Origin of the sequence: Serratia sp. JSRIV001 (genome assembly GCF_019968745.1) — a bacterium.
In the GTDB taxonomy this organism is placed as follows: domain Bacteria; phylum Pseudomonadota; class Gammaproteobacteria; order Enterobacterales; family Enterobacteriaceae; genus Chania; species Chania fonticola_B.
The window spans coordinates 2,456,812-2,479,967 of the sequence record NZ_CP074147.1 but is presented as its reverse complement, the minus strand read 5'-3'; the positions used below and the strand labels follow the sequence as shown (position 1 = coordinate 2,479,967).

The 23,156-nt window shown below is 49.3% G+C and carries 31 protein-coding genes, 2 tRNA genes and 2 pseudogenes; 4 read left to right on the top strand and 31 right to left on the bottom strand.

From position 1 onward, the window contains the following. Nucleotides 1–2: 2 nt before the first annotated feature. On the bottom strand, nucleotides 3–3,488 hold the full coding sequence (locus KGP17_RS11320; protein ID WP_223499347.1) for a phage tail tape measure protein: 3,486 nt from the start codon (nucleotides 3,486–3,488) through the stop codon (nucleotides 3–5). 163 nt (nucleotides 3,489–3,651) lie between these two features. On the opposite strand from KGP17_RS11320, the gene KGP17_RS11315 reads away from it, so the two are divergent. Then, nucleotides 3,652–3,810 carry a hypothetical protein gene (locus tag KGP17_RS11315; protein WP_223499346.1) on the top strand — a complete coding sequence of 53 codons (159 nt, stop codon included), beginning with the start codon at nucleotides 3,652–3,654 and terminating at the stop codon, nucleotides 3,808–3,810. A 76-nt stretch (nucleotides 3,811–3,886) separates the two neighbouring features. On the opposite strand, the gene KGP17_RS11310 is transcribed toward KGP17_RS11315, so the two are convergent. The 17 genes and pseudogenes from KGP17_RS11310 to KGP17_RS11230 all read right to left on the bottom strand — a co-directional run. Continuing rightward, nucleotides 3,887–4,153 carry a hypothetical protein gene (locus KGP17_RS11310; protein ID WP_223499345.1) on the bottom strand — a complete coding sequence of 89 codons (267 nt, stop codon included), beginning with the start codon at nucleotides 4,151–4,153 and terminating at the stop codon, nucleotides 3,887–3,889. A 22-nt stretch (nucleotides 4,154–4,175) separates the two neighbouring features. Next, complete coding sequence (locus tag KGP17_RS11305; RefSeq protein ID WP_371822140.1) at nucleotides 4,176–4,415, bottom strand: DUF1799 domain-containing protein; 240 nt, start codon at nucleotides 4,413–4,415, stop codon at nucleotides 4,176–4,178. Between the two features lie 62 nt (nucleotides 4,416–4,477). Further along, complete coding sequence (locus tag KGP17_RS11300) at nucleotides 4,478–4,825, bottom strand: phage tail assembly chaperone (protein ID WP_223499344.1); 348 nt, start codon at nucleotides 4,823–4,825, stop codon at nucleotides 4,478–4,480. A gap of 44 nt (nucleotides 4,826–4,869) precedes the next feature. Continuing rightward, nucleotides 4,870–5,526, bottom strand: coding sequence for a phage tail protein (locus tag KGP17_RS11295; protein ID WP_223497858.1), 657 nt, complete (start codon nucleotides 5,524–5,526; stop codon nucleotides 4,870–4,872). Between the two features lie 41 nt (nucleotides 5,527–5,567). After that, nucleotides 5,568–5,981 (bottom strand): DUF4128 domain-containing protein, encoded by a 414-nt coding sequence (locus KGP17_RS11290; protein ID WP_223499343.1) that lies wholly within the window; start codon nucleotides 5,979–5,981, stop codon nucleotides 5,568–5,570. After that, a complete protein-coding gene (locus KGP17_RS11285; protein WP_223499342.1) occupies nucleotides 5,978–6,562 on the bottom strand; it encodes a hypothetical protein in 585 nt (194 codons plus the stop codon). The genes KGP17_RS11290 and KGP17_RS11285 overlap by 4 nt, the downstream gene beginning before the upstream one ends. A gap of 1 nt (nucleotide 6,563) precedes the next feature. Next, the gene (locus KGP17_RS11280; protein ID WP_223499341.1) at nucleotides 6,564–6,914 is read right to left on the bottom strand and encodes a hypothetical protein; all 351 of its coding nucleotides are present in this window, start codon (nucleotides 6,912–6,914) and stop codon (nucleotides 6,564–6,566) included. Between the two features lie 13 nt (nucleotides 6,915–6,927). Beyond that, a complete protein-coding gene (locus KGP17_RS11275) occupies nucleotides 6,928–7,410 on the bottom strand; it encodes a DnaT-like ssDNA-binding protein (RefSeq protein ID WP_223499340.1) in 483 nt (160 codons plus the stop codon). 37 nt (nucleotides 7,411–7,447) lie between these two features. After that, the gene (locus KGP17_RS11270; RefSeq protein WP_223499339.1) at nucleotides 7,448–8,416 is read right to left on the bottom strand and encodes a major capsid protein; all 969 of its coding nucleotides are present in this window, start codon (nucleotides 8,414–8,416) and stop codon (nucleotides 7,448–7,450) included. 12 nt (nucleotides 8,417–8,428) lie between these two features. Next, the gene (locus tag KGP17_RS11265) at nucleotides 8,429–9,205 is read right to left on the bottom strand and encodes a hypothetical protein (protein ID WP_223499338.1); all 777 of its coding nucleotides are present in this window, start codon (nucleotides 9,203–9,205) and stop codon (nucleotides 8,429–8,431) included. A 79-nt stretch (nucleotides 9,206–9,284) separates the two neighbouring features. Further along, entirely contained in the window at nucleotides 9,285–10,397 is a 1,113-nt protein-coding gene (locus KGP17_RS11260; protein ID WP_223499337.1) for a hypothetical protein, read from the bottom strand. Next, entirely contained in the window at nucleotides 10,372–11,799 is a 1,428-nt protein-coding gene (locus KGP17_RS11255) for a DUF4055 domain-containing protein (protein WP_223499336.1), read from the bottom strand. Before KGP17_RS11255 ends, KGP17_RS11260 begins: the two co-directional genes overlap by 26 nt. Then, entirely contained in the window at nucleotides 11,796–13,121 is a 1,326-nt protein-coding gene (locus tag KGP17_RS11250) for a terminase large subunit domain-containing protein (protein WP_223499335.1), read from the bottom strand. The genes KGP17_RS11255 and KGP17_RS11250 overlap by 4 nt, the downstream gene beginning before the upstream one ends. Continuing rightward, nucleotides 13,090–14,142: a terminase small subunit gene (locus tag KGP17_RS11245; protein ID WP_223499334.1), complete on the bottom strand. Its 1,053-nt coding sequence runs from the start codon at nucleotides 14,140–14,142 to the stop codon at nucleotides 13,090–13,092. Before KGP17_RS11245 ends, KGP17_RS11250 begins: the two co-directional genes overlap by 32 nt. A gap of 9 nt (nucleotides 14,143–14,151) precedes the next feature. Further along, nucleotides 14,152–14,406 (bottom strand): hypothetical protein, encoded by a 255-nt coding sequence (locus tag KGP17_RS11240; RefSeq protein ID WP_179250216.1) that lies wholly within the window; start codon nucleotides 14,404–14,406, stop codon nucleotides 14,152–14,154. A gap of 2 nt (nucleotides 14,407–14,408) precedes the next feature. Beyond that, nucleotides 14,409–15,023, bottom strand: coding sequence for a protein Mom (locus KGP17_RS11235; RefSeq protein WP_223499333.1), 615 nt, complete (start codon nucleotides 15,021–15,023; stop codon nucleotides 14,409–14,411). Between the two features lie 53 nt (nucleotides 15,024–15,076). Further along, nucleotides 15,077–15,529 (bottom strand): annotated as a pseudogene (locus KGP17_RS11230) (ParB/Srx family N-terminal domain-containing protein); the annotation flags it as partial. Nucleotides 15,530–16,075: 546 nt separating this feature from the next. Here KGP17_RS11230 and KGP17_RS27970 point away from each other — a divergent pair. Next, entirely contained in the window at nucleotides 16,076–16,366 is a 291-nt protein-coding gene (locus tag KGP17_RS27970) for a DUF1883 domain-containing protein (RefSeq protein WP_223499331.1), read from the top strand. A 154-nt stretch (nucleotides 16,367–16,520) separates the two neighbouring features. Here the strand turns inward: KGP17_RS27970 and KGP17_RS11220 are convergent, their stop codons facing one another. The 4 genes from KGP17_RS11220 to KGP17_RS11205 all read right to left on the bottom strand — a co-directional run bounded on the left by KGP17_RS11220 (nucleotide 16,521) and on the right by KGP17_RS11205 (nucleotide 18,140). After that, nucleotides 16,521–16,817 (bottom strand): hypothetical protein, encoded by a 297-nt coding sequence (locus KGP17_RS11220; RefSeq protein ID WP_223499330.1) that lies wholly within the window; start codon nucleotides 16,815–16,817, stop codon nucleotides 16,521–16,523. 267 nt (nucleotides 16,818–17,084) lie between these two features. Beyond that, nucleotides 17,085–17,435 carry a DUF2570 family protein gene (locus KGP17_RS11215; protein WP_223499329.1) on the bottom strand — a complete coding sequence of 117 codons (351 nt, stop codon included), beginning with the start codon at nucleotides 17,433–17,435 and terminating at the stop codon, nucleotides 17,085–17,087. Beyond that, nucleotides 17,432–17,797 carry a D-Ala-D-Ala carboxypeptidase family metallohydrolase gene (locus KGP17_RS11210; RefSeq protein WP_223499328.1) on the bottom strand — a complete coding sequence of 122 codons (366 nt, stop codon included), beginning with the start codon at nucleotides 17,795–17,797 and terminating at the stop codon, nucleotides 17,432–17,434. Before KGP17_RS11210 ends, KGP17_RS11215 begins: the two co-directional genes overlap by 4 nt. Continuing rightward, complete coding sequence (locus KGP17_RS11205; RefSeq protein ID WP_223499327.1) at nucleotides 17,787–18,140, bottom strand: phage holin family protein; 354 nt, start codon at nucleotides 18,138–18,140, stop codon at nucleotides 17,787–17,789. The genes KGP17_RS11210 and KGP17_RS11205 overlap by 11 nt, the downstream gene beginning before the upstream one ends. A gap of 125 nt (nucleotides 18,141–18,265) precedes the next feature. Between KGP17_RS11205 and KGP17_RS11200 the strand changes: the two genes are divergently transcribed. Further along, nucleotides 18,266–18,706: a hypothetical protein gene (locus tag KGP17_RS11200; protein WP_223499326.1), complete on the top strand. Its 441-nt coding sequence runs from the start codon at nucleotides 18,266–18,268 to the stop codon at nucleotides 18,704–18,706. A 13-nt stretch (nucleotides 18,707–18,719) separates the two neighbouring features. On the opposite strand, the gene KGP17_RS11195 is transcribed toward KGP17_RS11200, so the two are convergent. From KGP17_RS11195 to KGP17_RS11160, 8 genes are all read right to left on the bottom strand, one after another. After that, nucleotides 18,720–18,875 (bottom strand): hypothetical protein, encoded by a 156-nt coding sequence (locus tag KGP17_RS11195; RefSeq protein WP_223499325.1) that lies wholly within the window; start codon nucleotides 18,873–18,875, stop codon nucleotides 18,720–18,722. Between the two features lie 716 nt (nucleotides 18,876–19,591). After that, a tRNA-Gly gene (locus KGP17_RS11190) sits at nucleotides 19,592–19,666 on the bottom strand. Between the two features lie 2 nt (nucleotides 19,667–19,668). Further along, nucleotides 19,669–19,745, bottom strand: a tRNA-Ile gene (locus tag KGP17_RS11185). Between the two features lie 55 nt (nucleotides 19,746–19,800). Next, entirely contained in the window at nucleotides 19,801–20,004 is a 204-nt protein-coding gene (locus tag KGP17_RS11180) for a hypothetical protein (protein ID WP_223499324.1), read from the bottom strand. A 201-nt stretch (nucleotides 20,005–20,205) separates the two neighbouring features. Continuing rightward, the gene (locus KGP17_RS11175) at nucleotides 20,206–21,042 is read right to left on the bottom strand and encodes an antitermination protein (protein WP_223499323.1); all 837 of its coding nucleotides are present in this window, start codon (nucleotides 21,040–21,042) and stop codon (nucleotides 20,206–20,208) included. Continuing rightward, nucleotides 21,039–21,326 (bottom strand): DUF1364 domain-containing protein, encoded by a 288-nt coding sequence (locus KGP17_RS11170; RefSeq protein WP_223499322.1) that lies wholly within the window; start codon nucleotides 21,324–21,326, stop codon nucleotides 21,039–21,041. Before KGP17_RS11170 ends, KGP17_RS11175 begins: the two co-directional genes overlap by 4 nt. After that, nucleotides 21,326–21,922 carry a DUF1367 family protein gene (locus KGP17_RS11165; RefSeq protein ID WP_223499321.1) on the bottom strand — a complete coding sequence of 199 codons (597 nt, stop codon included), beginning with the start codon at nucleotides 21,920–21,922 and terminating at the stop codon, nucleotides 21,326–21,328. The genes KGP17_RS11170 and KGP17_RS11165 overlap by 1 nt, the downstream gene beginning before the upstream one ends. Nucleotides 21,923–21,982: 60 nt before the next feature. Further along, a complete protein-coding gene (locus tag KGP17_RS11160; RefSeq protein WP_223499320.1) occupies nucleotides 21,983–22,165 on the bottom strand; it encodes a hypothetical protein in 183 nt (60 codons plus the stop codon). A gap of 319 nt (nucleotides 22,166–22,484) precedes the next feature. On the opposite strand from KGP17_RS11160, the gene KGP17_RS11155 reads away from it, so the two are divergent. Beyond that, nucleotides 22,485–22,742, top strand: a complete 258-nt coding sequence (locus KGP17_RS11155) for a hypothetical protein (RefSeq protein WP_074032435.1) — start codon at nucleotides 22,485–22,487, stop codon at nucleotides 22,740–22,742. A 93-nt stretch (nucleotides 22,743–22,835) separates the two neighbouring features. Here KGP17_RS11155 and KGP17_RS11150 read toward each other — a convergent pair. Beyond that, nucleotides 22,836–23,108: pseudogene (locus KGP17_RS11150) on the bottom strand (dATP/dGTP pyrophosphohydrolase domain-containing protein); the annotation flags it as partial. Between the last annotated feature and the right edge of the window lie 48 nt (nucleotides 23,109–23,156).

Genomic DNA, 23,156 nt, shown 5'->3' with positions numbered 1-23,156 from the left:
GATTACCTTGAATTCTGTGCATACCAAATCTGTCCTCCCGGCCTCAACTCCCTCGCGATCCCCTCCCTAACGGATACGTCGATCACCTGCTGATAGGCCTTAGCCACGGCATCACCATTCCCTGATTGGCTTTGCTGCTGCCCTTGCTGATTGATGGTTACAGGAGCATTGATTGTTAGCTGAGAACCTTCGGAACTGCGTAGCCCATGCATCGGCGCAGAACCAGAAACCGTATTTCCGACCAACCCGCCGTTGGCATAACCGCGCATCATGGCATACAAATTATCAACACCAATGCGATCCGTGGCTTCTTTGGTCATGACAAACTCACCACGATGCACGACACCGGCTGGCTCGTACTTCCCACCATCACCGGTATAACCGCCCGTATCAAAGCTGAAAATTTTCCCTAAAGCTGAAGTAATCGAACCACCACCCTCGCTTTCTCCTAACATGCTCTTGACCGCGTATGCCACCAATAGCTTGTTGATGATATCAATGATCATCTTGAGGATTGACGTCGTGAAGTCGCGAAATGATGCTTTGCCGGTGGTGACCAAGTCAGTCATCATATTGGAGATGCCACTCAACGCACTCATAGCCACGTTTGACACCGAGCTATAAACATCAGTGGCTTTCTCCAGATACTCATTCAGCCCATTGAGCGCACCAGCTTTCCAGTCTTGTTCTAACCTATCCCGCTCCGCATAAGTTTCATCAAGGGATGACAATACCTGCTTTTGTGCACCCGGGTTATCCGCATATTCAGTGGTGAGCCGGTCCCTTTCGGATTGTCTTTGGGAATCCCTGGCTGTAGCCCCCGTTGCAAGAAAGGCGATCTCAGCACGTTTTGCCTGCTGCTGCCGATCAAACTTTTGAGCAGCATCCAGCAATTTGTTGAGCCGTTCCTGCTGTACGACTTCATCACCGAGAACCGCCAGTCTTTCCTTATGTGCCAGAATGCTGTCTTTACTATTGAGAAGTGATTTTTCTTGAACCTTTAATTTGCGATCTTTTGCCGCCTGCTCCAAAACAGTAAAATCGGCTTGGGCCTTCCAAAGATCCTTTCGCTGTTGGCTGATTTTATCGTTTAAGCCGGTATGCTGACGCAATACATCCAACTGGGATTGAAGCGCCAAGAGATCGGCTTGCGCTGACTCATCGGCACTATCTCCTGCTGGCGGTTGATACTTTGGTCCTTTAGGAATCACAGGGTCTTTGTGCTTCCTTAATATTTCTGCCCGATATTCTTTATATTGGGCATCCGTTAAAGCCCATCGATCTGCATCAAGTTTGGCTAATTCCTCTTTTCTTTGTGTAGCCTTACTAGCGTATTGCTGATTGTATTTTTCGCCAATTTTTATCCTGTTTTTGAGCCGCTCTTGCTCGTCTCGCTCCTGCTTTGCCCGCCCGGCAGCAAGCCCCTCATCAGTCAGCGACTTTTGAAGTTTCTCGTATTCTTTGGTCAGGTTGCCAACCAGAGTCCTTTGATTTACCAGCGCCTGGCTCTGTTCTCTAGACGAAAACGAATCATTTTGCCGACCGTAGCCATAGCCAGTAGTGTTTACAGCCGGTGTAGCCTCCAGGCGCTCAAGATTCTTACGTGCAACCTCAAGTTGTTTTCTTACCCCCTCAACCTTGCTGCTAAGACTCCTTTCTCTCCCAACATCAAGCATGGCATCCCATGCACCAGAGGCTGCATCCTTCACATACTCCCATGCTGTTTCCAGTGTGCCGAGATTATTTTTAACCCCGATAGACCGACTGCTCATTGAAGATGCGTAAGATTCCATCGCGATTTTTGCTAAATCGGCGGTGCGTCCCTGTTTTTCGAGGGAAATCATTTGCTCAAGTTGGGTGGCAGTAAGAAAATGGAGGGTTCGATCCAACTCCATTACGGCCTTTACTGGCTCGTCCTGTAGGCGCTTGAAATGCTGGATCGTTGTATCAATTGATTGCCCGGTAGCGTCTTCAATTTCTGCGGCAACCCGCGAGACCATGCTGATCGCACCAGAAGAGAATTCCCCGCTACCGACCACTTTCGCAATCGAACTCGCGAATGCACGTTGTGTCAGTCCATTTTGTGACAGTGAGCGAGCCAAATCCTGCAACTGAGAGGCTGTTTTTCCAGCATATCCGCCTGTCAGTATAAGCTGCTTGTTATACTCCACGGCTTCTTGCGAGCCTTTGTGCCATGCGGTGACAAGTAGGCCAGCCACACCAACCAGCCCTGTAATGGCAAGACTTGTTGGCGATAGTATTCCGGCAAGCCCCTTCGCATGTTCAGCATTTTCGGCCAACGCATTGGCATTTTCTGAAAGCGACCCTGATGATTCGTCAGTTGCCTCTTTCAAGCCAAGGATCTCCTCCTTTATGTAGCGTAAGATCCCACCCAGCCCACCGAACGAGTCACTGATCTGGCCGCCCTGTTGAAACAGAACCAGCCACAGCGGCATTCCACCTGCAATAGATGTGAAAATATCGGTGAATTGAGCAGGCAACATCCTCAACGCTTGTCTGTACCGAGTGGCGGAGATCGTGCCAATCTTCCACTGATTATCTTGCTCACGCAGTTTGGCAATAAGCGGTGCTGACTCAGCCGACACCCCCAGCTTTGCCGCTTTCAGCTCCAGCAACTGGGTACGCGTTTTACCAATAGCGTTTACCTGGTCCTGCAGCGAATCGATGAATGATTTACGTGTGGACTCAGCACGCTTGGTTTCCGCTGCGGCTGACCGCTCTGCGGCCTCCTGCTCTTTCAGGGCTTCCTTCAAGCCCCTGGAAGCGATCGCTGCGGCCCGTTTCTGATCGGCCTCGCGTCTTACCGCCTCCTCTTGCTGGCGCATTGCAGCAATCAGCGGTGCGGCCTCCTGGCTTATACCTAACTGCGCTGCTCTGTATGCAGCGGCATCAGAGGCCGATGCCTTATAAAGTGCGCTCTGTGCTTGGAGTTTTGATAAAAATGCCTCTTTGGCTGCGGTGGCGGCTCGTTCCTGTTGCGCAGCTGCGGCAGCGGCTTTTCCTTCCTCCGTTCGGGCTGTGGCCGCACGTTCCAATTGAATGCGGGTCTGCTGGATGGTACGGGAAGCCTCGGCAAATGACTCAGGATCAATAATCCCTTTTGCGTTGAATTTCGATAACTGGCTTTCCATGTTATCGAGTCGTTCGAACGCCGCTGTAACCGGGTTAATTTGCGTCAGTAAATCGCGCAATTCTTGCCGTTGCTGCGCTGTCGCCTGCGAATGGTTTTTTGCTTCCGTCTGCGACTTATTCAACGCTGCAGCATATTCAGCAACACGGCGATGGGTATCTTCAATCTCTTGCGCGATCTCCTTCGATACCTTCGCCGTATTCTTCCCGGAAGCATTGAAACCATCGGCGGCACCGGCCGCTCCGGTAGCTTTCTGCTGGAATTTATCCAGCTCTTGGTTACCCCGCTGCAAATCGCCGGTATCGACGCGCAGGGAAAGTGATGCAATGTCTGACATGCTGTATCTCCATGCAAAAAAGCCAGCACAAGGCCAGCATGATCAAATATCAGGGTGTTGTTGGCGAAAACTAAAGGTTATCTTGAGTGTTCAGCTCGCCCATGTAGGAGCATGGGCGTCTAAATCAGAGGGATAGCTGATTAACTCTGGATGAGGTAAAAATATGCAACGTATGGGACCTGGAATTCCTAGAGAATTACAGCCGCTTGATGATAAGGCTCAAGGTGGAGTGGATGCTGTAACTGCAATTATCGCATTCCTTATTGAAGAATCGGCAAATGCTGAGGAAACAAAGGAAAAATTAAACCGTTTTACTCAGTAAATATGGTTCATCATCAACGCTAGTGCACCTTGGGAAGCGCGTAGCCAATCTACTTAAGTAACAAACTGCGGCGTGCTTATTGTACGCCGCATTGCAATTGTTTAATGATTTTTTTCGAGTGTGCTATCGCCCGCTGCTCATACTCAGCAAACGTTGATGATTCGTCATAATCTTCAACGTAATTGATTGTTAAAATTACCTTACCCTCAACTAAAGCATATATATCACCTCCAATCTGAGATACAGCCTTGGCGCTGAGCTTCCTAATTGCAGATCCATTTTCATGCGCCACATCGCTAAATCTAAGCCCTTTAGCCTGAGGAAAATTTACATTGAATTCCATTTTTAACTCCTGCCTTTCGGCCTCATTTTTTGTGAATGATGGTCAGCGCAGACGCTTCCATCACCCTGATATCAGTTAATGCGGTTGCCTCATCCTCTACGCCGTGCAGCTTCATGACCCAGGGCAAGCAGTTGTAATCCAAACCAGTGACGCCACTCATGCCCGTGCGCCACTGTGTGGCCATAGCGCGGAACACTTCAAAAGACGGCCACACATCGGGCAGGATTTCCACTGGGTCAGAATCTATATCGTCCAGAGTCAACCCGAACGCGGCCAGTTCTTCCGGTGAGGGTTCAGGCGTATAGAATGCCGAGGCAACCGCTGTTAGTTTTTTTCACGCAACGCCATCAGTTCGCGGGTATATGCCAACGCGATCGAGTCAAAGGCCCGCGGGTAGTTTTCCAGCAGTACCATAACGTTTTCTTTCGTGAATTTTTCCGGCAACGCCCAGCCAATGGCAATTTCGCAGACAAAATCTACCATCGGTGCATTGGTGTGCTTGCCCGTTTCGCCAAGCTTCTCGGACTCTTCACGCAAGTTTTTTTCCAACGCTTCCAGATCGGCACGAGTTTTATGCTTGAACGTGAATGTCAGAACGCCATCCTCGGCCCCGGCACGGGGAATGGTCACATCAATTTTAAAAGTAGGGTTAGGGATAAGAGTAAATTTCATGTCGACACCTTTGATTAGTAGGGCGCAGCTGCCGCCCCAGTGAATTATTTGTCTTTGTAGAACGTCATGGTGCGGGATTGCACAGCGATAGATACCTGGACGGTTTCTACCTGGTTTACCGCTGTGGCCGGTTGCGGATCGAACGATGCCACACCAGACCAATAACGTTTCTCTTTGGCTTTAGGCACATACATGTAAAATGGCAACGTATCGCCGGAGCGATCACCAGCAAGTAGAACGTTATAAATCGCCAGCGATGAATCATGCGCAAAGGTAAATGTCTGGTTTTTTGCGGCACGGAACGTGGCAAGGTTACGCTGGCGATCATCCTCCAGAAATTGCACCTGAACATATTGCTGATCACCACCGGAGGCACCCACTTCAGTAATTTGCGGGATCTGCATCCAATCAGTGATTTTCATTAATGACCCTACGCCCGCACCAGCAGGGAAAAAGTTTGTATCTGACGTGTCGAGGGAACCAATCGTAATTGCCGTTGCGGTCGCAATGGTCACCTTAGCAACCAGATTATCAACCAATCCCCAGCCGGATTTGATTAAAACAATGTCGTCAACAGCCAGTGTGCTGCCAGTAACAGTAAACACAGCCCCCTTTGCGTTGCTGACTGCTGTTGCAGGCAACGCGGCGGCCATTTTGGACCCCACAAATACCGTGGCGCCGTTAGGCAATGCAAATCCCATAGGATTCTCCAATTCAGGACATAAAAAAACCGCCGAAGCGGTCAGTGAGTGATGATGTCAGCTCGGTAATTCATGCTGACGGGGATTGTGTAGCGCGTATCCGTTGTTATGCCGCGGTAAACCGTGGGCGGCGTGCTGATGTAGCAGGTTAAGCCACCTTCAGTCAGCATCATCCCCAAAGGGAACAATGCGGAGATCTGGTCGGCCAAGTCCCTTGCAGGGCCGATGCCATCACCAGCAGGCACAACAACGTTGATTTGCCAAACACCCGGCAAAACATGCAGCTTTTCCGCAAGGTCGATTGCTGTTGTGGTTGCGGGCATGGCGTAGGCTTGCAGATACAGGCCATCGGGCGGATCCATTGGGGTGTTTTCCCAGGCAACAGGAATATCATGCGCGTCAGCCCATTCGCCCAGACAGGACTCAAGCAACGCAGCTATGCGGGTGTGGCTCACGGTTCAATCTCCGATACGGCGGCGCTGAAATGCCGCTGGAAGTCTGCGGCAGTGATACGGACCATGCCGCCTGGCGCTTGGGTGGAATGTCCAAATTCCAGTGGATAGGCATAAGGGACGTTATTCACGAAATAAATGGCCTGCATGCCAATGCGGAATTGCTCTATCACCAGGTTTCCCGCAGCCAGCGTCGCACCGCCTGATTTATCGATCCGACCTGTTTCACCATCAGCCGGCGAATCAAAAGACACCTGCCAATTGCCGCGAAACCGGCCCCCGCTATAACCTGGTGGCGCCCGGATCCCCATACTGTCAGAAACCCGAGCGCGCTTTTTCAATTTCCCGGTGGGGGTGAGGTTGGCAGAGTCTTGTCGCAGGGCCTCATTGTGATCAAAAACAGCCTGGTTGTAAGCTACCGCCGTGTTATTCACTTCCCATAACTCAGGATTGCCAACAGGCGACATCTGCACAAGTTGCGCCAGTATCCGGATACTGGTCGCACGCACCACCTGCGCTTGATTGGCCTTTGCCTTATCGACAAACGCCGTTATCGTCTGCATAAAGGCATCATTTTCGGACATATTACGCCCTCAGTTGTGCCCGGTAACAAATCAGGATGGAACCAGGCTTTATCGGATGAGGATGCACTACCCGATATTTTTTACCGTCAACCTCGATCTGGTCATCTATACGGATTTCCGTTTCATGTGTGGCCACTAGTTGCACATCACCGCCCTGAATCAAAGTGCCGTCGATCTCGTTCGGTTTGTACTCGGTTTTTACACCGATTACCGTGCCGTTAACCTCCGGCTCCCTCACTTCCTTACCAGCTATGCGGCTGACTGTACCGCCGCGGGTATGCGGGTATTCAGATCCGTTCTCGGTCAATGTGTGAGTTGCCCTTTTCTGGGCGCCCAGATAATCGATAGCCATCCTTTCCCCCGAATCAAGATCTCGTTGCGATCGCGTTAATGGCAAACCCACCACCGACAACAAAGCCGTTTAATACCGCCATTACCGCCGGATAGGTCTGCTTGAAAGTTTCACCATCAGCAATAGCAAAAACAGTGGTGATCGCTCCTTCGACACGCTCAGACTTTATTGAAGCCGATCTGCCGGCAGCCAACAGATCCCCCTCTTGAGCCTCAATTGCCAGCATGCATTGCGCTGTAACGACCTGTGGAGGGATCACGTCATTCGGATAACTAAAGCCATCGAATATCACACCAGAACGCGGCCATGCCAACGGCTGAACGGCTTTAGCCCTTCGCCCCTGCCAATTTATGCCACTCAGAAAATCCATTGCCTTGATCAGCAACGGCTCGGGGCTTTCTGGGGGCGTAATGCCCCGACCAACAACAAATGCTTCAAGATCTGCCACCGATGCGTAGCTGTTGAATTCCGGCGCTTTCGGATTGGTAGACAACATAGTGCCTCCAAAAAATTAGGGGCCTAAGCCCCTTGGATTACTTAGCCTTGGCCGCCGGAGCGGAGTCGGTAAGCTTGATCATCACACCGGCCGTTACCTTGTTGCTGGTAGCGTGTTTTTTCCAGTTTGTCGGTGTCCCAATCTTGGTTAGATCCGGATTTGCGCCGCCCTTTGACTCATCCCAGCTATAGCCGAGCATATCAATATTTACCGTACCTTCAGCGCGGTAACCAATTGCAAGGTTTTCTTTATTGTTCACATCGAAAGAACGGAACCCCGGCGCTTGCGATTCAGTGATCGCAATAGCATTTGGCAGAAGCCCCAGAATAACGTCGATTGGCGCTGTATCCGTAACCAGCACAGGCTTACCCAATGTGCCAGGCAATCCGCCATACACCACCACGCCCGCTTCTTCATAAATTTTGTTGGCGATAGCTTCATCGACAATGTCGAAATAGCTGGCAGAGTGCATAACGAACAGGCTGATACGGCCAAACTTATCGCCATATTTGCGCATTCCTTTGGTGAGCGTCTTTTTGCCATCGGTCGCAATATTGGCACTGACAACCATTTCGTCATTGGCACCAATAGCCGCTGTGAGCGCCTTAATTGCATATTTTACAAAACCTTCCAAGGTGGCATCAGCAACATCAATACCCACGATTTCCGAAAACTCAGAAACGTCGCGGCCACGGCGTTTAAATGCTTCCTCAGTGGTTTCGTAAGGGCCATATTTCCATGGTGCCTTAACACCCACGGACTCTCCGGCACCAATTTTTTTGCTATCTACCGGGTCGTTAGAATTCACGTCACGATGTTCGATGCTGCCCGACAGGTTATAAAAAGCACGCTTCTTGAAGTCACCTTCGATCAGCGCGTTATCCAGAACGATCGCCCCATTTGATGAAGCATTGAATACATCCAAATTATCCTGACGGCGCTCCAGGTATGCAGTTTGAGCCAGATCGTTATAAATGATCAGGTCGGTGTTAACAGTTGCTGCCATGTTCGGTGATCCTTATTCTTTTGGAAGTCTTAAAAATGCCTGCTGGCCATGAGCGCGGATGTAATCCGATTTTTGCTTGGAAGACATCTGAGAGCGCTTCAGTGATCCGCCACCAGGCTTATGCCCACCCGCGCCCGAACCTTCGGCTGCTGGCCAAAGATGAGGGGCTGTGTCTTTGAGGGATTCGGCCCACTCGGCAGGTGATAGCGGCGTTTTACCGTCCTTCCCCATAACCGGGTTGCCGTCCTTGTCGATTGCAACGGCCTCGCCGTCTTCGTTAAGTGTGAAAACTCCCTGGGAGCGTAAAATGATGTCGTCCGCCGCAGTGGCCAGAACACCAGTTTTTAATGCCGCCGAACGGATCACATCACCCAGCACTCGCTTAGTGAATTTGTTCGCTAGCGCCTCGGCTTTTTCAGCGCGATCTACGGCAGCTTTGATTTTCTTATCCGAATCACCACGCATTCGTTCGGTACGCTTCTCCAGCACCTCATCAATTTTCCCTGCGGCGATCAGTTCTGCCTCTTCGCCATCGGAAAAACGCTTGAGAATGCCACGCACAGCGTCGGGATCGATGCCATCAAAACGCTTCAAGTTGTCGCCTTGCTCTTTGAGCTTGCCGAGCAACTCGCTGTTTTTGGTTTTCAGGCCCGAAACAGACTCGTTAATGCGGGAATCAATAATGGCTTGGATTTCCGGGGTGATCTCGACCCCAGCACTGCCGCCGCCACCTTCCCCGCCTTCACCTGCTGCCGCATAATATTTACGTGCAATATTTCGGAATAACATGCTTTCCCCTTGGGATTTATTGCCGGGCTTTGCCCAATAAAAAACCCGCGCTATGGCGGGCTCGTTGAAAATCTAATTTTTACATTCCGGCCTGGCTAAATGCCTGCCCGTCAATCTCTCGCAGTTGCGCGAGTGTGAGCCACTCCCCTTTATCGGTGAAGAATTCAGAAGTCTTCATGCCACCATCTCGCATCAGCCGTGCGCGGGCCTCGCCCAATACCTGCACTTGCCGCTGATAGGATTGTCTCTGGAGCCAATCGCGATAATTCGTGTCTGCCGGCACTTGCCCATCCATACTGGCCCGAGTGCCTTCCAGCATGTCATTGGCATCGATCCCTAGGTCTTGCCATGACTTGACCACCAACGTTTCGGTAGAACGGCAGCAAAAATGAATGCGGCCAGGTCCTGCCCCATAAGGCACCTTATGCCCGATAGGTTTGTTTTCCATCGTGTACCGCAGGCGATCACGAATAATGCAGGCAGGCGTGGTTTTGTTGTCCAACGTGCTTAGCCACTGCTTGCAATCAACTATGTCGGCGTTTGCCTGAGCAAATTCAGTGCGGGCTACTGCTGACATGTGATTGACCGCAGTCTTTATGACGCTTGTTGCGTTGGCTCGGCCTGTTTGCAAAACGCCATCCTGATAATTCCGCGCCTTCGTGCCACGTATGCGCCGGTATATCTGGTCTGTCGTTTCTCCCTGCAAATAGCCCTGGCTAACCGCATTGCTGATACGCTGCATACGGTCGCCTTCAAGCTTTCCGGCCCATTCACTCAACAACCGGCCCTGAAATGGCAGTGCGGTAGCTGCTGCATAGGCTTGCTGGGGTGTGATCGTCATGAGTGGCCAGCGCTGCTTAACCGCCCCAGGCAGCAGCGAATCGAATAGGCTCAACTGGTAGCCAACCTCATGCCCTATAAAATCGCTCAACTCGTCACTGAGTGAATGATAGAGCTGCTGATGAGCCTGCTGGTTGATATCGCGCACGCCGCCAAGCAGCGTTTCCAAGCGGCGAACGGTGAAACTGGTAGGATCCAAATCCTCCAGGGCAACAATCAACCGGGCGGATAAGTCAGCGTCAGCCTGGTTTAATACCGTCACCATTCTTTTTGCTGTGCCGGTCGAGTACCGGCTTACAAAAATTGTGTGCGCCACCGCCTCATCACTAAGCCGCTGATTGACCGTCGCCATTGGCTCCACCCACAAAGTTAGGCCCGGAAGTGCTCAGGACATCCAAAATAGTCGCCGGGTCTGCCGCTGGATCGATGATGTCCATTTTTTGCAGTGAGCGGATCATGTCGAGCGTCGGAACAGCTCCGCTTTGCCACGCTGCCACAATGGCATTAAGGACATTGGCGTCTGCCCCTTTCGGCAGGAACTCCTTGGTTACCGCATAACTGATAGCATCAAACTCGTTGATACCCAGATAACGTGCGCACCACATCACCGCCACGGTATATGCCTCGGAAACGTTACTGCAGCAGATGCCCAGAATGGAGGTGCCGGACGCCTGCTCGCCGCTTGCCTGCGTTGCCGTCTTGATTGCACCATTTTGCTCAATAAGCCGAGCGCCGAGTGCAATCATGTAGGCTTTTTTGTCGTCCATCGCCTCTTTGGCAATCATGTTTGGCTGGCCTTGCGCCATCCCCATCGCCCCATCAGCCGGTAACAGCATAGGGTTTCGGGATCCAAACTTAACGCCGTTTTTTTCCAGCCAGTCGCGCCAGTCTTCGGATAAACCACTAATCCACGGCTGGATCTGGCCACAAAAATGCACGCTATCCTCATAGTCTGCACTGTTGCGGTAATGGCCCAGGTTAATGGAGATCAGCGCCTCTAGCGGGGATTTGTCTATATCCGGGTTGTTATCCTGTGCGCCGAGGAAAATGAATGGTATTTCGTCCCAATGATCAGCTCCGAATGGCTTCGGATAATAAGGTTCACCCGCAACATATTTTTGCGACTTACCATCACCCGAAGGCCGCCATACACGCACCATGAACTTGTCCCCCTCCATCGCCAGTTCACGATATTGGATCACATCCTTGAAGCCGTAACCGTCCTCTTCTTCAACGCATTCACGCAATACCACGAGGATTAACTTGTTGCGTCCATTGATACGCTTTGTTCGCCAGTTGATTATATTTTCGGTCAGGTAACGCAAGATAATGGCTTGCTTCCCTTCCTCTGCGTAATCGACATAAAGCCCGTCACGGGCCACCTCAAGGACTGATTCAAGGCTTTGCTGCGACTGCTGGTAAATGCTGGTCCCGGCTCCGTCAGCATTCGTTTTCAGGTATTCCAATTTGTTACTTTCGGGAAGGGAAAGCGTCGGATCCCGGCGAAATGCCATCCCCTGTAATCCCTGCTTAGTATTTGCAGCGATTGCATAGAAAACCGCACGTGCCAGATAGCTGGCGTTGCGCTGCTCATTGGCTTCGGATATATCCAGCGGGTTTAACTTTGGCAGATGCTCATGGCCTGCGGCTTTAACTGCATCCGGGCCGCTACACACGTCCCGGTTTCGCTTCCACGTAGGTAAAGCCTCGTCGTACTCTGGCCGAGTAAACGTTATGTCATTATTTTTACTCATCCTAAAGTGGATCCCATGTTAGTGCTGAATGCTTCTTTAATTTTCAGGGCGAAGAGATAGAAGATCGGATAGCCACCAGCGTCGTTACCGTGGTCAAACCCACCTTTTTTATCTGGTTCACCGCTATCCGCATAAACCTGACGCTCTAGGCACTGAGTAAACTTAGGGCATTTTTTCGTATTCACTTTCATCCGACGATCGCCATATGTGTTGCACAGCATGGCATTCACGGAGTTAACACGATCTTTAACTGCCGGGTTTGAGTCCTTGGCCTTAACCGTGAATCCAGCGTCTTTTAGCAGCGATATATCGGACTCACTGGCATTACTTGAACCACGATTTTTGCCGGAGGCATCTGGATAAATGAGGATTTTGTGGCCGAGAAAATGTTTCGTTATTTCCTCAATCATTGCCCTCGTATCAAATTTATTCATTAACTCATCAACGGCGTGCGGCAAGCCCTCACGCATTACGTAAACCACTGCCGCCATTTTTCCGACGTTGAAGTCCATCCCTATATGCAACTCATCACCAGGCTGGATGGTGTCGTCAGTGTGGTTCTCCTTCCGGTCAAAGCAGTAATAAACAACGCCTTGGTAATTCTCGAACGATGCCAAATACTCTTGGCGAAATGTCCGGGGATCCATCGTGCGTCTAGCTGTCTCGATTTCTTCTGGCGGTACGTTGCCACCGTCAACCGACGTATAAAGCCAACTGCGATGATCCGGCTCTCTACCATCCTGCCCTGCGCAATACGTGTCGTAACAATGGTTAAACCCTTTCGGCGTTCCAATACGCAATGCATGCCCACCCACGTACTCCACACCATCAACCGTGTATTTGCATGTCGAGAGCATCGGGCGAATAACTTCTTCCCACGCTTCATACGGACAGTCGGCCCATTCGTCTATCAGCACGAAAAAAAGGCCGGAACCACGCAGGTCATCGTAATTATTCAATCCCACGCAGCGGATAATGTGACCGCTGTTGAGAGTGATCGATAATTCCGTTTCGTTTGGCTTTGATGCTCGCCAATGCGGCGGTATAGCCTGCTTTAATCTGCGCCAGAAAACGCGCTTGGCTTGCTTTAATGTCGGTGCGCAATACCAGATTTCATCCTCAACGCTGACGTTCCAACGATCGGCCAATCGGGCTGCTCGGCGCATTTCTGCCTTGCCAAGAAAGGTTTTACCAAATCGACGACCACAAACTGCATCACGAAAACGAGCCTTTGGTTGCCAGCCCCAAACATAAATATTTGCCTGCTTTGGCGTTAACTGTACGGGACCGTCAAAGGATTGGATTGTCCGGCGTAGGTTCATCAGGAGTTAATGCCTGTAGTTGATAATCGCCCTCAAGGCCTTCGCGTTTGCCGGCCTGATTCAGTTCCTTACGCAGTTGATCAATCTCCAACTGCCGTCTTTCAATTTCCAGTTGATGAAGTTTCTCTGTGCGTCGGAATGTCAGGAGTTGCAGCAGTTGCGCACGTGCCGCTTTTTTATCTTCTGTAAGGATCTCAATGCCGAATTTGCTTTCCTTTACCCCAGCAAAATACTGAAGCGCATGGCCTTGAAGATCCCGCACATCAGCAAAGAAAGTTTCCCCAACGCCCTCGCCGTTGCAGCGTGGGCAATCAGGGTTAGGATCCGCGTTCTCAACAAACCCCACACCGCCATATTGAGGTTTAGGTTTGTTTTCTGCCGTTGCCTTAGCATCAGCAGTGTCGTACTCATTAATATCGATCCATTGGTAAAAAAAGTTCTCTCCCCAACAGTGACGACAGTTAACTCGGCGGAAATGAGATAGCTCTCTTGGGTCGGCATTGATGATGGAAACCAGTTGATCAACCAGTTCATCGAGATCAGCCTGATACCGTTTCGAAGCTTTTGCCTCAAGGTCGCGAATTGCTTTGGCAACCTTAATATTTCTGTATACCTGCGATGCACCAAAGTAAGCGTTCTTTCCTTCGCATCGATACCCAGCACGTCTGTATGCTTCGACTCTGCTTTTGGTGATAACGAACCAGTGGGCAAACCATGCCTGTTGCAGCGTTATTCCATAATCATCAGGGTCTATCGATAAATCCGTGTCGCTATTTTCTTGATCCGACCTCATCCGCTTTTCCGACCGTGAAGCCTTTGGTTCGACCGTCCGACCATTTTTGTTTTGGTCGGTTTTTTTGGTCGGAGTTTTGGACGGTTTTTTTTTACGTTCCCATCCGTACTTCTTCGCCATGTCGATTAACGTGGTTTTCGCTATACCGTGCTTTTTTGCCACATCTTGAATTGAGAGCAGACCAGCACAATAATCACGTTTCAGTTCGCCCCCATCCAATTTGCTCATGCGGCTTACTCACTTCGGTTTTAAATGCTCCAACAAGAAAATCATGGCTCGCGTGTCGCCTTTCTTGGCCTTGATGTAAAGTGCGTTCGACAAGTCTGCAATCCCCTTGGCCTTCCCCCTGCGTATTGCCTGCCGGTAAGTGGCGATCGCCTTCATGTCTGTCCGCGTCTTTTCAATGTCGATATCCAATGCGTCGGCTATTTGCTGCTCCGACAATCCACGCCCGGCCAATGCCTCGATTTTGTCGAGCGTCGGCTTATCCATAGCTACACCCTCTTGGGATATGGCTTATGGCGAACGATGAGGATTTTTTTCATTTTCTTGTCGAGGGGCATCAGGTATTTGTGTTTCCCTGACGTCTTAAATTCTTGCGCGTTGTGATCCAGGTGCTGACGAACGGCATCAATACTCTGTTTCACGCCCTTTGCCGCCACGCTGCGCGGATGGACTTTTTTACCTTTGACGATGAATGCACCCAGCGTTCCTGCACCGACCAGACCTTCATAAATCCAGTTGGTCGCCTGGTAGATGCCACCGTGGTGATTTTGGTCTTTGTCCGCGTAGGAGACGATCAGCCGCAGGCCCGGACAAACCGCAGCCAGGAATTTAATCGCCTTTGCCAAAATCTGGCTTACTGGCGATTGGTGTTCCCTCAGGGCTACGCGTGTCAATTCGCATACTTGGTCTTGCTTCAGGCTGTAGGGTTGGCCGATGTGATTGTTGGCGCCGCGGCTAAATATCACCACACCAATAAACTGGCCATCTTCCCATGCGCCGACCTTTACCAACTTTCCGACCGGTACAGCTTTTGCGTAATGCCAATTCAGGCAAGCATGTGCAGCTGCTTTGTGGGTTGCCCAATCCACGATGAGAGCAGTCATAAGACACCCCCGCAGTGTGGACACAGCTTTTCTTCCAGTTGGTCGAGCTTTCCTTGGTCGCTTTCATCACCCGGTGAGAAATCGACGTTCAGCATGTTGTCGATCTCTTCTGCGCTGAATCCGGTCAGGGTAAGGTCGAATCCTTCCGTCAGCAGATCACTCAATTCCATAGTCAGCAGGTCGATATCCCAACCGGCATCAAGAGGTAATTTGTTATCCGCCAGGCGGTAAGCTTTTTTCTCTGCATCCGTCAGGCCAAATAGCGTGATCGTGGGTACCTGGTCAAAACCGATTTTTTCCGCAGCCAGTAATCTACCGTGGCCGGCGATCACCTCCCCATACTCATCGATCAAGATCGGATTAGTCCATCCGTACTTTTTAATGCTCCCGATTATTTTTTCTACCTGCTCCGTCGAGTGAGTTCTCGCGTTTCTCGCATAAGCCATCATCGAATTGAGTGATTTATAAACGATTGCAAGTTTTTGCTGATTTTTTACTGTGGTCATTTCAGAGGATCCAATAAGATGACCCTGCTCTCGAGAGCAAGTGGGTCTTGGTTCGTACTCATCATGACGATCTTGTGGGTATGAATGGCCGCCGGTAGCTCTAACTACCGGTGGCCGCCCACCTTCCTTTAGAATTTTCTGCTGACTTCTGGATTACCCACTCGGGAAATCCGCCAACAACCATCTACGAATACAGATCGTTTGTGCTAATTTTCTTTGTGGCCAACGCAAAAATTCAGAACAAAATAAAAACCACCAGCAGATAACGGTCAGGGTGACCAGGCAGGAGCTACCGGAGATTTTTCGTGCCTTAATCAGTGCCCGAGCAGACGCTTTTTAATACAAATAATCAATTTAAATTCACCATTATTGTTCATTTTTACACAAATATTTTTATTTACATGCAAAGCTAAATCCATATACTCAATCCGAGTTATAAGTTTGCGCTGTTTTCCCACTAGTACTTCATATCCCTATGTAACACTTGCCCCTTATCAGGAGGGGCTTTTTTTACTTCCAAAACGTAAAATATCGAGTTAACTTAAGATGCTATTAAATAATTCATCCCGTCATGATCGTTCATACCTTGCAGCGGGTAGTGTTGTAGTCGTACATTGTTCACACCCTTCAATCATTATGTTGATGTCTGATGACCAATATGGAAAATATCTCATGGGCACGGCAGTTTTCTTTTATGGGGGATATTATTCAGAATTTCCAGCTAACATAGCCGTACCGGACTCGTGTTACTGGAATGTCATTATCAAACCCGTACAAAATTGTAATGAGCACATAGAGCACTCTATTTTATTTACAGATCAGAAAAAAACGCCCTAGAATTTATAAGCAAATATATTATTTAAATTAACCGCGATGTTCAGTTGCTGCATAACATGCTCAACCTACAATTAGCTCATTAACAACCTGAAAATAAAAACCCCGGACTATGCCGAGGCTATTGGTTACATGAAAATAGCTAATGGCAACCTTATTAATCCAATTTATTTCTATGATCTTGGCATTTGATACGCAAATAACCATCAAATGTTGGTGGCATATTTACTTTTACAGACCTCATATCCCCAACTCCATACTCATGCATATATGTACTTCTATTTAATTCAAACTCATCGACCTGGATAATAACCTTAGGCTCAGCTATTCCTTTTTGCTGTTCATCAAACACTTTAACTAAGTATGCATCATCATGTTTTTTAATGACATCATAACGAACAAATCGCCCGTCTTTGTGATCTGATATGTAATGACTGTCAAAGTCGTAAATCATGTCGAATGCCTCTCTTTAGTATCGAATTCTTAATCTCCTCCAAATAGAAGAAAGATACAACTCATTTAAAGAGTCATAAAAAACTATCCACTACTGCCTACACTACTCCGGTGCCACTTAATCAATCCCCTAATCCTTGATGAGCACACATCAAGCTGAGTTTGGCTCACTTGCAACGCTATGACAGCATCACCAAACGTCGAGCCGGTGAACGGTGTCTGTTCGCATTGTTGTAATAGCACTTCTGGCGGGTACACGTAGATCAGCTTAGGGGCTGGTGCGGGTGGCATCCTTACCCCGCAAGATGTCGATAACATCATCAGGCAAAGGCTGATTGCCAAAGTCGCTATGTTCCAGAGCCTCGCGTAACGTTCTGTTTTCAGCATCGGCCTTGGCCCTCTTCTGCCGCTCAGTCTTAAGTTGTTCCTCGTTAGCGCGCCGGTCAGCGTCAGCGGCACCTTTTAGCGCCCTGATCGTTTCATCGCGACCTTCCACCATGGCTACCAGCGCTTTGTTGTCCTTTTCAGCTGCTTCCAAATCGTCTGATAACAAGGATGCATACCAGCCCAGACAGATAGCCAACAGCAACACACCTATCGTTCCGAACTTATCCATCATTGCTTCCAACGTGACGGGCTGGTGCGAACGTCAATATGGGTAAACGTGGCATAGCGCCCCACACCGTAGCGGCCCGGATACTTACCTTCAAAATACGCGGCCACTGCGGCTGGCTGAATGCCTTTTACCTGAATGTCGGCGGCGGTACCCAACAGATGCTGGCTGGACTTTGCCCCGCCAACTTTTGCATTATGTGCCGGGCAACGACGACCACTGACGATGGTGATGGGCACAGCAAAGTGTGTGCGGGCGTCTTCCAGAACCTTGATCAGTTCTGCCGATACCTGGTTCGCACCGCAGCCGCAACGGCATGCAAATTCGTTACTGCTGAAATGCTCTGACAATTTAGAGTTACTGGTCATTTTTCCTGTCCTTTTCATCCAGCGGTGTATTGGTCTTCATGCTGGCAAATATGCGGAGGATAGAGATGCATCTCTCTACCCCCATGCCACCAATGACCACACCGACGATCAGTGCGTTATCCTGACTCATACCAAACAGCTCGAGGGAATTGATAACGCCTAGCGTTATTAACAAACAGATAAGGCCAGCATAAAGCGCGTCAAGCCACGATTTACCATCGCGCAGCGTTAATAGCGTCGCCATGCCGAACGCGGCAAAAGAGCCGTATACCGCAGGGGCGTTAAGTTTTATCCACATAAGAAACGCCTCGATAAAGCCCGGCGGCAGGTTGTGATTGTCCATTACCAGTGCTCCGGCGTAAGAAATAAAAAAAGCCCACCTGAGTGAGCCTTGCGAGCCTGGTTATTTTTTATCTCAGGCAGTGGTGGTATCTTGGTAGTGCTTAAATCAACTAAAAGGGAAACTTAATGAGCTCGATTCACAATTTATGGCATGCCATCAAATCAAGGGTTTGTCATAACCATGGCGTTAGCCTTTTAGATTTTAACAATGGTAACCTTGAGGGCAATCGAGCCAGAAACCGAACTGCGCAACTGTTCGTATTAGAGATGATCCTCTACAAACACCGCCTGCAGTACGCAACGATATTTCAACCTCTAGATGGCAAGGATGCTCTACATCACCTTATTCTCACAAAAACAAAATGGAAACTCGCTGATATAAGATCACTTTCCCTTGAAGACTGCTTGTTTGTGATCCAGGATGAGTTGAGGCTCAGTAGAGTGCCAGAAGAAGCAAAGCATTTACTCAATGCAGCTAACCTTCCAGAAGCAGCCTTTATTTTTGAAGAGCTTCCAGAAGAGGATTGGGCTCCCAAGGAAAACTCAACTTTTCTGGCTTCAATGTAGGTGCGTATTGCCCTCAATCGTTGTCCACTTCCGTGAGTCGCTTGATCAAGGCGGCTCTTTCTGAAATCAAACGATTGTAATGGCTCAGGTGCAATTTTTGCTGACCGAGCCAATCTTCAAGCTGTTCCGGCGTCACGCCAAGATTGTAGAAATACGGTTCGTTCTGCATGTGCATTTCCTCAAGCAGTGATCCGGTCAAAGAAAAGGCCACGCATTAGCGCAGCCCTATGTTTTGTTGATTTTTACCTATTTAACCATGCGTAATATATTGCTTTTATTTATGAAATCATTAATTATACTTACCACTGCCATGATGAAACAGATACTCCATCTGACGTGGTGCCGATTCCCTAGTGTTGGTCATATTGACGCCCACCACCCTAGACGGAGGGTGGTGTTTTTTTGCATTCAAATCGGCAGCAGTGTAATTATAGATGCCCATCCTGAAGTTGGTGGCATGCCAACCAACAATAACAACATGCCTTTCTGAACGCCTAGCCCTGAACAACCCTAGTTGCTTAGGGCATTTTTTTATCTTTAACAATGTGATAGATAGCACTAGGAAAAATCATGCGTGAATGGCTCCCATTACTACTTTTAGTTTCCACTCTGGCGATTTTGTCAGCATTTTTGTTTTTCAATATGGTTTGGTTCAATTAGCAAAAAGCCCCAGCGGTTAGGCCAGGGCTTGAATGGGTGCCAGTCTTTCCCGGCTGTCACTTCACATCGAGGGGCACATTCACAAACCCGACAAAGGGATCGACTGTGCGTGTCAAAACATAAATGCGCCCCTCTGTTGCGCCAGAATAAGCGGTTGAGCACTCACCGCTAAGATGACCCGACATCATTCCTTTTACAAGCCAGCAAGTGCTCATTCGATTGTTCTGGAGCGGTCAGCGGGAGTCGAACCCGCGTCATCAGCTTGGAAGGCTGAGGTAATAGCCATTATACGATGACCGCTTTGGTGGCCCTTGCTGGACTTGAACCAGCGACCAATCAGTTATGAGCCGACTGCTCTAACCAACTGAGCTAAAGGGCCGAGGCCAGGATACTAATGCAGTCAGGATAATCACACAAGACCCATCAAAAAATCTTTACAATCTTCGGTGTTTCTCCGCTTCGAATTTCTCGCTCAACACAATGCTGTCTGGTAGTAAGGCCAAGGCGACGTAGAAATCATGCGGGACCATTTCATCCATCATGAAAGTGTAAATACCGACGTGATAAACCTCAGCGTCTTCCTCCCAAGCCCGAATATGCCCCTCATGCCAGCCATCACAGGGGTTGAGAATTAACACGTTCTCCCCGTCAAGGTCCTCGGTTGGTCTTTCGCTGGCGGGTCTAAATGTGAGTTGTTCGATATTGGCTGTCTCCATAAATGCAAAAACCCACACAGGGCGGGTTTCTCAACGTCAGGCAGAAAAAACCCATCGTTAGAGAGAAATTACCACACTTTCGGGAAATGTAAATAGCCCGCAATAAAATCACTCACTATTTTGTCAACCTGTCGTTGCCCTTAACGCCATATTGGCTCTCTCCTCTTCAATATCCAACTGGGTGATCATCTCGTCATAAAATGGCTTCACCGATTTTTTCCATGTATCTAACGAAATACTTTCAGTGATACAAGCGATCGCCCTATAAGCCTGAGTCGAAGGGATTCTTTCATAGCCGCGCCCTGAGCAGCGTTTGCAGGGTTTCTTCACCGGTACGCCTTGGCGCTCTGACTCATCTTTGTCGATGGCTACACCACGACCGCGGCAGTCATTGCAGCCGGATTTTATCACTGTTCTGCCGTTGCATTTTGGGCACACCTTGCGCGTGGTTTCATAGAAAGTATGCTTCACCCGCATTTCCCGACCTTCCAACTGCGTAATCGACGCTGGCAAATCTCCTCGCGCAAAGCTGTCGACAGTGTCGTGGGCCTTCGCCAGCTTGTTCATGACAAATTTCCGCTCTTCGATAAAGCCACTATCACATGCGTCGCATGGTACCTCGCTGGCAGCGCTCCGGGAGAAATCCAAGAATGCGAATGCCGCCAGGGTAAGGATCACTCGGGCTTTGGTTTCGCCCGGGAGTTTGCGAATTGCTGCAACGCTGTCAGAGCGCGCCATACTGTGCTTGGCAAGCAACACTACCGCCTTAACCTTGTCAGCATCACTAATGCCCACCTTACCCAAGAACGCCGACAAGCCCAATTCCGCCTGAGCCTGACACATTCCCAAAGCCCCCATTACGTCACTGATCGTCAAAGAATCCGAAGCCGTCGCAGGAACCGAGTACCCCAGCATTGGAGATTTCGGTGAGAAATATTTTACTACCGACTCGAGATTCATAATTTTCCTTCCTTTCTCAGAATTGCTTGCGTGCGAAATACGCCCTCGGCGTGGTACAGGCGCAGGGTTTCACGGTCATATTCGGTTTTAATGCGGCCATCGATCGCATCGTGACAGTTGCTACAGGCCCAGGCACCCTGCGCATCATCGGGTTTTATGCCGGTGCCGCAGCTTCCGGCCATGCGGTAATGTGCAAGCACGGTGGTGTAAGGATTAAAATTACAGACGCCAGGAATGCGGATCTGGCAGTCACGTCCTTTGGCCTCCTTTTTAAGATTGGCCATTATTCGAACTCCAGCAACTGCAAAGCCACGTTCTCAGCTTCTTGCCTACTGCGGAAACTCCGTGACAGGATGAAATTCCATAGAACGTTGAAAACGGACTTATACAGGCCTTGGAATGTGTCTTCATCCATTTTGGAAAACGAGATCGATTTAGGTACCCGTTGGCGTAGTCCATTGGGCAGGATCACCTCATCGTAATAGCCAGCTTCAACCGTGGCCCATGCTCGGTAGGGCTCAAAGGACTTGATCACCGCAATTTCTTTGGCGCGCAACTTTCCTACATTAAACAGGTAGTCATCAGCAACTGAGCTGATGATTGCTCCATGCTGGCCGGACATATCAATGAGATATTCGACAAACCCATCAATGAGTTGCCGTTCGGGCAGCGTCAATGTGCCGCCGGTTGGTGTCCAGTAATCAAATCCAAACTGCAGGAGTTTGAAAAAACGCTTGTGAAATTGATAGTTACGGACACGACGGAACTCGGCCTGGATCCATTCTCCAAGCTTTACACGTTGCAAAAAATCGCTGGCCTCGATCGTTGCCGGGGTCAGGATAGTTGGTGCGGATTTTACTAACTGTAGTAACTGCGCCATTGGTTGCTCTCCAGTAGCGCAGCAGGTGATCAGCTGTTCAGGCTGATGGGCTATTATACATTACTTTCGTTTGACGATGTAACCAGCCATCCTCAGTATCATTACCATCATATCCATATCAACGACAACCTGATCAGGTTGAAGTGGCATTACTGCCTTTATCTTCCCCTCTTCCGTATAAATAATTGATCGCCCTAAAAATGGTAGCTCAACTGGAAGTTCATATAAAAAATGACCATTCACGGGTTACATCTCCCTAAATTATGGGAGATTAGAAAAAATGCAACTTCCAATTTTTTTAACATACAAATCACCCAGAAATATTAATGGAGTATTGACTGTGCATTCCTATGCGGCGGCAATACATTAAAATCCCTGGTGAAAAAAATTTTAATCTTAACCGCTTTATTTTGTGTGGATATGTTGCGGCTTTAGATTAATTTGCACCAGTCAACTATTATTATCAATACCACTAAAAGTGGTGGGTCATTGAGTGACCCTGCGGGAAAGTAGCCGCAAATAACATGGATAATGCAGACCATTGATAATTAATGGTTATATTATGCAAGAGATTGAGCTGGAACTTAAGAACACCATCAGGAAATTACTTATAAAACAGAAGTATAGTAGAAAATGGTTGGCCGGAGCTACAGGTATAGATTATGAGCGTGTAAAGCGGTTACTCAATGACCGAAGCAATCAGAGGTTATCTGTGGCTGACGCTGATTTAATGCTAACTGCGCTCGGGAGTGACCTGCGCCGGGCACTAATAAGCCCACTATTGAAAAAACTTCGCGCTGAAATTGATGAGTATGAGTAATGAAAAGGGGGTTGCCCCCCTTTTTTTTATCTTGACTTTCGACTGATGCAGTCCTTGAACATTACTTCTCCCATAGCATCACTAACTCTCGATCTTGATATGAAATCGAGGTTCGCAGTCTTTCGGCTCCGGCCACTTCCGTGCTTTAAGGATTGGCAGCTTTCTCTCCATCGCTTCAATCATCTGCTCATCTGTGATACCGGCACGGCGTTGGGCATCCCACAGCAAGAATTGCATATCAGCCCAATCTAAGAGATCGTCAGGCGCAGCAGCTGCTTCGCATGCCTCTTTCGCAAGGTGCTTTAACGGACCGACAGGCCCAACATTCCCGAACGTGGCATTCGACCATTCAGCGTGTTGCTGACGTATGCCTTTCACCCCATCAACACGGGCTTCTATCGCTTTCCAAAGAGG